Genomic DNA, 7,082 nt, shown 5'->3' on the forward strand with positions numbered 1-7,082 from the left:
TGGCGTAGCCATCGCCGCTGCCGGCTTCTTCTTCAAAGTCCAGTTCCAGGAACTCTGCGCCCATGCTGCGCACTTGCTCTTTCACTTCCGGACGGGTGTCGAAGGCACGAACGATAGCGCCCAGGCTTCCCGCTGCACCGATAGCCGCCAGCCCGGCAACGCCAGCGCCGATCACCATGACTTTCGCCGGGGGAACTTTACCCGCTGCGGTGATTTGTCCGGTAAAGAAACGGCCGAATTCATGGGCGGCTTCAACAATCGCGCGGTAGCCGGCGATATTCGCCATCGAGCTCAGGGCGTCCAGCGACTGTGCACGGGAAATACGCGGCACGGAGTCCATCGCCATCACGGTCACCTGACGGTCGGCCAGTTTTTTTAGTAGTTCAGGGTTTTGTGCGGGCCAGATGAAACTGACTACGGTGCTTCCTGCACGAGTCAGCGCGACCTCGTCGTCTTCCGGCGCATTCACTTTAAGAATGATGTCACTCTGCCAGATATCCGCTGTATCCAGGATCGTCGCGCCTGCATGTTCGTAGGCGGAATCTTCGAAGCTGGCAAGTTTCCCTGCCCCACGTTCTATTGCTACCTCGAAGCCCAATTTTAGCAACTGCTCCACCGTTTTCGGCGTTGCGGCCACGCGGGCTTCATTGGTTAGCCGTTCTTTTGGTACACCAATACGCATACGGAATCCCTTTTCGCTCAGATTTAACGAAGGTTGTTATAATGATTTACCTGAAGAATTATTTATCGCATAAGTTCATACCCTCGAACTTTTCGATAAATGCCGTTATAACCTACTGAAAATGGAAGTAATGATCCACTCGTAAAATAATTTTGATCTAAAACCCCAGTAAGGGCGAGTCAAACCACGATTTTTCGCGTCGGCGGCCCCTAAAACCCCATGTTCCTTAACATAATTGTCGAAAAATTATTTTCGATTGGTTCACAAAATTAGCCGAAAATCGCGGTTATTGGCGGGGCGTGCTGATAAAAAACTGTGATGATGGACTCAATGATATCAGTGGTCTTTATTGCCACATTTTCCCTCCTCTTTCCGGTCGATGATTCGGCAAAAGCGTTTGCTTTAAAATGCTGAAGCACTAGGCATTATTACGTGACATAATCGGCGGCTAACACACAGTGTGCCTATTCGAATTAACCGTACTGCGTCAGGCGAAAGGATTTTTTATGAAGCTGAGAACTCGCGTTATTGCCTCCACCCTCCTCTCCATATTAGCGTTTTCCGCGCAGGCTGCGCAGGAATTGACGCCGGAAAAAGCCGAAGCCGTTAAACCCTTCGAACGTATTACCTTTATGGGCCGTTATAACGCTATCTATGAAGCGACGGCCGATGCATCCAAGCGTGCTGACGAAAAAGGCGCAGATGCGTTTTATATCCAGAGCACGGCTGAAGTAAACGGCGGTCGTTGGGCGGTGACGGTCGACCTGTATCATAATGATGCACCGAAGGTTTCCAACGTCACCACCTACCGCACCTTTAGCGGCGTGAAAGAGCTGCCAAAAAATGAGGCGTCGCAGCTGGAGCCTTTTGACACGGTGACGGTGAGCGGCTATTTCCCAACGCAGCCTGATGTGACTGCGGCGATTGGCGAAGCCGCACAGCGCAAAGGTGCCTACTCCTTCTTTATTGTTCGCCAGGTCGATATTAACTCCCGCGGCAACAGCCAGAGCATTACCGCCTTCATCTACAAAAAAGATGCGGCTAAACGTCGTGTCCAGAGCCCGGATGTCATCCCTGCTGATTCCCAGGCCGGTAAAGCGGCGCTGGCCGCAGGCGGCGAAGCGGCTAAACACGTTGAAATCCCTGGCGTCGCCACCTCTTCCAGCCTGAGTAGCAATGTCGGCAATTTCTTCCAAACGCAGGCTTCTACCGTGGGGCCACGTTATACGGTGACGACAAAAGACGGTAATCGTATTCAGGAATTGAACAATGCGACGGCGGCACAGATGGTGCCATTTGATTCTGTCAGCATCCGCGGCCGTTTCAGCACGCCGACCGACATCACCGAAGCCATTGCCAAGCGTGCGGCAGAAAAAGGCGCGAAGTATTACCACATTACCAAGGAGTGGCAGGATAACGCCGATCGCTACACGATTAGCGCCGATCTCTACAAGTAATGCGCCCCTGACGGGATATCGGCCTATAGCCGGTATCCCGTTGCTTCCCTTCTGCCCCTATCCGTATTTCATTTCATTCAATGCACCTGTGACGGTATCGCCAACACGCCTCTGATTAACTGACCATAACAGCGGAACATTGAATGTAATCCCTGTATTCAAGTGTCACAGCGACTAAGACTGTCGTCCGTTCTTTAGATTGCTTTCGTTACAACAAAGTATTGAGTAGTGATATCGAGAATAGAGATACTAACTTCTATTGGGGCTGATTGAATCTGATGAAGTCAGAAGACGTTCCACAAGAACGCAAACTTCCTGTTTTTATAGGGTATTGGTCGCGAACAGAATGCGGTATAGCAATGTTGAGGATTTTCGACAGGCTGTTCCCTTCTCGCCTTAGAACGCCGCAATCACGGTGACAATTAAATGACTCGCTGCCTGATTCTCTGCTGGAATAATGAAGTGTTGCACAGAAGTTTAAGTATGGTCTTTATTTCATAGCGAATAGCATGTTGTAACTAAAGAAGACTTTTTTATTGATTACGACACAAAAAAGCCTGCTGATGCGCAGGCTAAGTTTAAATTGACGGAAATGCCGTCAGTTAATGGCTGGTATCCAGTTCAGGGAAGCTCTTCACCAGATCATCAATGGCTTTGATTTGCTGCAGGAACGGCTCCAGCTTGCTCAGCGGTAATGCTGAAGGACCGTCGCAACGGGCGTTATCCGGGTCTGGATGAGCCTCAATGAACAGACCGGCCAGACCAACGGCCATCCCTGCCCTCGCCAATTCCGTCACCTGACCACGACGCCCACCGGATGCGGCACCGAACGGGTCGCGACATTGCAAAGCATGGGTGACGTCGAAAATCACCGGAGAACCGTCAGAGACCTGCTTCATGACGTTGAAGCCCAGCATGTCGACAACCAGGTTGTCATAGCCGAAGTTACTGCCGCGATCGCACAGAATGACCTGCTCGTTGCCACCCTCACGGAACTTATCAACGATATTCCCGACCTGACTTGGGCTGATGAACTGCGGTTTTTTCACGTTGATCACGGCACCCGTCTTGGCCATTGCTTCAACCAGATCGGTCTGACGCGCCAGAAATGCGGGCAACTGAATAACGTCAACGACTTCAGATACCGGCTGGGCCTGCTGTGCATCATGAACGTCGGTGATTACTTTTACGCCGAAGGTCTGCTTCAGTTCCTGAAAAATCTTCATCCCCTCTTCCAGCCCTGGGCCACGGTAAGAGTTAATGGAAGAACGGTTAGCTTTATCAAACGACGCTTTGAAAATGTAGGGAATGCCCAACTTTTGCGTGACGGTGACGTAGTGCTCGCAAATCCGCATCGCCAGATCGCGAGATTCGAGTACGTTCATACCGCCAAACAGCACAAAGGGAAGATTGTTGGCAACCGGGATATCCCCGACGTTTACCACTTTGTTATTCATACAGTTACCTTAATGTCGGATAAATCAAAAAACCAAATTCGCAGTTAATGCAACACAATGTCTTTCTGTTCGATGGAGTGTATCTGCACTTTGATCATCTCGCTGACAGGGTCTTCCGGACATTGTTCTACAAAGTAACTCAGGTCAGAGAGCGCAATATGGTCGCAATCAAGCTGAGCGTAGATCAATCCCCGGTCACGAATTTCGTAAGGGTCTTCCGGGTCGAATTGCAGCACGGCCTCGCAGGCGCGCAGCGCCAGCTCCATTTGCTTTTCTTCCATTAGCGCGATTTTCAGCGTATCCAGCAGCTTGCGGACAATCATGACGTTTTCCGCTTCGTCCAGATCCTCATCCAACAGGCGCGTTGAAGGGCCAATGTTCCCTTTCAACCAGACATCCAGCACATGCTCACTCAATGTGTCGCCGTTAAGCGGGTTGATGAGCCACATCTCTTCATCCAGCCAATCGACGCGAATAATAAACTGGGTAGGGAAAATAACAGGCATCAAAGGCAGATCAATCTGCTGAGCGATGTGCATAAAAATAATGCCCAGCGAAACCGGCATTCCCTGACGTGTGGAGAGAACTTTATCCAGCCATAACACGTCTGACAGCCGATACACGCCGCTGGCGCCGCCAAAGCCCCAAGCGCCGAAAAACAGCGCAATCAGATTTTCCAGCTTCTGTTCCGGGGCCAGATGCGTCGGGATGGCCTTCCGGGCCTCATCGACAAGGTGTTGCAGATTTCGTCGCACTTCCGTCGCAGAGAAGTCACAGCGTATTTCCTGGGAAACTAAGATTACCCCTTCACTCAACGGTGAGCGGTTGAATTCGAAATCGGCAATAGCACTCATAGGTATTCCATCAGCATAGGTAACTTGGTGATAATCCAGCGTTTTAAAGATAGCAGGCCCACCAAGGCAAAACATTAACGCTATCCTGCTAATTTACTGTCGTCATCACAGGTGTCACAACCCCCGGACGCGAGACAGAATGTAAGTAATTATGCCAAACGGGCTCTCTCGCAGCCAGCATTCCACGGACAGGGAGAGGCAAAATGCGCGATGTGTATCACTTTGCCGGCATTTGGGGTGAAAGGAGCATCACTTCGGCCAAAAACCCAACGAAACCCGATCGTTGCCGCCGTAGTCTTTGCAGGTTTCAACCCGGATAAAACCGCGCTGTTTCAGCAAATCACGCACCGCTCCGCCCTGCTGCCAGCCATGTTCCAACAGCAAACCGCCACCGGGCAGTAAATACTCGGGAGATGCGGCGATAATAACGCGCAAATCCGCCAGGCCCGCTTCGCCAGAAATCAGCGCGCTGCTCGGTTCGAAACGCACGTCGCCTTGCGACAAGTGGATATCTTCAGCGTCGATGTAGGGAGGATTACTGACGATGAGCGAGAAGCGTCGCCCCTCCACGCCTGAAAACCAGCTTCCCTGAGTAAAACAGACGTTGCTGATGCCAAGCCGTTGGGCGTTTTCCTTCGCTAACGTCACCGCCTCGTGCTGAACATCCACGCCCTGCACGCGGCAATCCGGTCGCTCACTGGCGAGGGCCAATGCGATAGCGCCCGTGCCGGTGCCCAAATCCAGTATGTCGGCAGGCTCTGTCGGAAGGTAACTCAATGCGAGTTCGACCAGACACTCAGTGTCCGGACGCGGAATGAGCGTGGCGGGAGAAACATGAAGCGGTAGTGACCAGAACTCTTTTTGCCCGGTGAGATAGGCGATGGGCTCACCGGCAACACGCCGTTCCAGCAGCTGCGACAGTTGTTGTCGCTCTGCCTCTGACAGCGTGGTTTCACCGAACGCCATGATAAAAGTCCGCGCCTTGCCCGTCGCGAAACCGAGCAAGATTTCCGCATCGCGCCGGGGACTGTCGCTGTCCTGCAACCGTTGTATGGCCTGCTGCAGCCAGCTTTGATAATTCATTACTCTTGCTCGGACAACGCGGCGAGCTGGTCCGCCTGGTATTCCTGCACGATCGGTTGGATCAGCATATCCAGCTTGCCTTCCATCGCTTCATCCAGACGATACAAGGTCAGGTTAATGCGGTGATCGGTTACGCGCCCCTGCGGGAAGTTATAGGTACGGTTACGGTCGGAACGATCACCGCTGCCCAACAGGTTTCGGCGTGTCGACGCTTCTTCAAGCTGACGCTTTTGCACTTCTGCGGCACGGATGCGCGCGCCCAGCACGGAAAGCGCTTTGGCTTTGTTTTTATGCTGCGAACGCTCATCCTGACATTCCACGACAATGCCGGTAGGAATGTGCGTGATGCGGATGGCGGAATCAGTGGTGTTGACGTGCTGTCCGCCCGCGCCGGATGAGCGGAAGGTATCGATGCGCAAATCTGACGGATTAATCTCCGGCAATTCGGCCTCCGGCACTTCCGGCATCACGGCCACGGTGCAGGCAGAGGTATGGATGCGCCCCTGAGACTCCGTCGCTGGTACACGCTGCACGCGATGGCCGCCGGACTCAAACTTCAACTGTCCGTATGCGCCGTCACCGATAACTTTAGCGATCACTTCTTTGTAACCACCATGCTCGCCATCACTGGCGCTGACCACTTCCACCTTCCAGCGCCGTGATTCTGCGTAGCGGCTATACATGCGGAAGAGATCGCCGGCAAAAATCGCCGCTTCATCGCCGCCGGTGCCGGCACGAATTTCCAGATAGCAGCTGCGATCGTCGTCAGGATCTTTCGGCAACAGCAGCACCTGCAGTTGCTGTTCCAACTCCTCGCTTGCGGATTTTGCTTCGCTCAGCTCTTCCTGCGCCATTTCGCGCATTTCAGGATCGTCCAGCATCGTTTCCGCCGTCACGATATCTTCCTGCGTTTGCTGCCAGCGCTGGAAACAACGGGTAATGTCGGTCAGCTGAGCATATTCCCGGGACAAAGCTCGAAAACGGTCCATATCGGCGATCACGCCGGGATCGCCCAATAGCGCCTGGACCTCTTCATGGCGCTCTTGCAGTGCTTCCAGTTTGGCAACAATAGAAGGCTTCATGCGTGGTGTTATATCCTGTCGTTAATCGAAAAGGGTGAGAAGGATGCTAGTTCAAGCCGAGGCTGTCACGCAAAATTTGCAAACGGTCTTGATCGCCGTCGCGGGCAGCCTGCTGAAGAGAGATGGTTGGAGCATGAATTAACCGGTTAGTCAGGCGATACGTCAATTCTTGCACGATAGCTTCTACGTCCCCGCCCTGCTGGATCGCGGCCAGCGCTTTAGACGTCATTTCCTCACGCAACATATCCGCCTGAGAGCGGTAATCACGAATGGTTTCTACCGCCGTCTGCGAACGTATCCAGCCCATAAATTCCGAGCTTTCTTGCTGCACGATAGATTCCGCCTGTACAGCGGCCGCTTTGCGCTGCGCCAGGTTCTGCTGCACGATCGCATGCAGATCGTCCACGCTGTACAGGTAAACGTTGGGCAGCTTGCCAACTTCCGGCTCGATATCGCGTGGTACGGCA

General features: G+C 53.0%; 6 protein-coding genes and 1 pseudogene. 1 reads left to right on the forward strand and 6 read right to left on the reverse strand.

Annotation, left to right across the window (positions count from 1 at the left end; translation table 11 throughout):
• Window positions 1–682: Re/Si-specific NAD(P)(+) transhydrogenase subunit alpha (locus tag Q7O77_RS12390; protein ID WP_304167705.1), on the reverse strand; the 682-nt coding region annotated here is incomplete at its 3' end.
• 506 nt (window positions 683–1,188) lie between these two features.
• Between Q7O77_RS12390 and ydgH the strand changes: the two genes are divergently transcribed.
• Complete coding sequence (ydgH, locus tag Q7O77_RS12395; protein ID WP_304167707.1) at window positions 1,189–2,139, forward strand: DUF1471 family protein YdgH; 951 nt, start codon at window positions 1,189–1,191, stop codon at window positions 2,137–2,139.
• A gap of 602 nt (window positions 2,140–2,741) precedes the next feature.
• Here the strand turns inward: ydgH and kdsA are convergent.
• The 5 genes and pseudogenes from kdsA to hemA form a co-directional block, all read right to left on the reverse strand.
• Complete coding sequence (kdsA, locus tag Q7O77_RS12400) at window positions 2,742–3,596, reverse strand: 3-deoxy-8-phosphooctulonate synthase (protein ID WP_304167710.1); 855 nt, start codon at window positions 3,594–3,596, stop codon at window positions 2,742–2,744.
• A gap of 44 nt (window positions 3,597–3,640) precedes the next feature.
• A complete protein-coding gene (gene sirB1, locus Q7O77_RS12405) occupies window positions 3,641–4,450 on the reverse strand; it encodes an invasion regulator SirB1 (RefSeq protein WP_304167713.1) in 810 nt (269 codons plus the stop codon).
• Between the two features lie 249 nt (window positions 4,451–4,699).
• Window positions 4,700–5,533 carry a peptide chain release factor N(5)-glutamine methyltransferase gene (gene prmC / locus Q7O77_RS12410; RefSeq protein ID WP_304167716.1) on the reverse strand — a complete coding sequence of 278 codons (834 nt, stop codon included), beginning with the start codon at window positions 5,531–5,533 and terminating at the stop codon, window positions 4,700–4,702.
• Window positions 5,533–6,615 carry a peptide chain release factor 1 gene (gene prfA, locus Q7O77_RS12415; RefSeq protein ID WP_304167719.1) on the reverse strand — a complete coding sequence of 361 codons (1,083 nt, stop codon included), beginning with the start codon at window positions 6,613–6,615 and terminating at the stop codon, window positions 5,533–5,535. Before prfA ends, prmC begins: the two co-directional genes overlap by 1 nt.
• Window positions 6,616–6,661: 46 nt before the next feature.
• Window positions 6,662–7,082, reverse strand: a pseudogene (hemA, locus tag Q7O77_RS12420) (glutamyl-tRNA reductase); the annotation flags it as partial.

It is taken from the genome of Lonsdalea britannica, from assembly GCF_946477055.1.
GTDB lineage: Bacteria > Pseudomonadota > Gammaproteobacteria > Enterobacterales > Enterobacteriaceae > Lonsdalea > Lonsdalea britannica_A.

Excerpts from the sequence above, each read along its gene's own strand:
- ydgH (WP_304167707.1), top strand. The coding sequence starts at position 1,189 with ATGAAGCTGAGAACTCGCGTTATTGCCTCCACCCTCCTCTCCATATTA.
- kdsA (WP_304167710.1), bottom strand. The coding sequence starts at position 3,596 with ATGAATAACAAAGTGGTAAACGTCGGGGATATCCCGGTTGCCAACAAT.
- sirB1 (WP_304167713.1), bottom strand. The coding sequence starts at position 4,450 with ATGAGTGCTATTGCCGATTTCGAATTCAACCGCTCACCGTTGAGTGAA.
- prmC (WP_304167716.1), bottom strand. The coding sequence starts at position 5,533 with ATGAATTATCAAAGCTGGCTGCAGCAGGCCATACAACGGTTGCAGGAC.
- prfA (WP_304167719.1), bottom strand. The coding sequence starts at position 6,615 with ATGAAGCCTTCTATTGTTGCCAAACTGGAAGCACTGCAAGAGCGCCAT.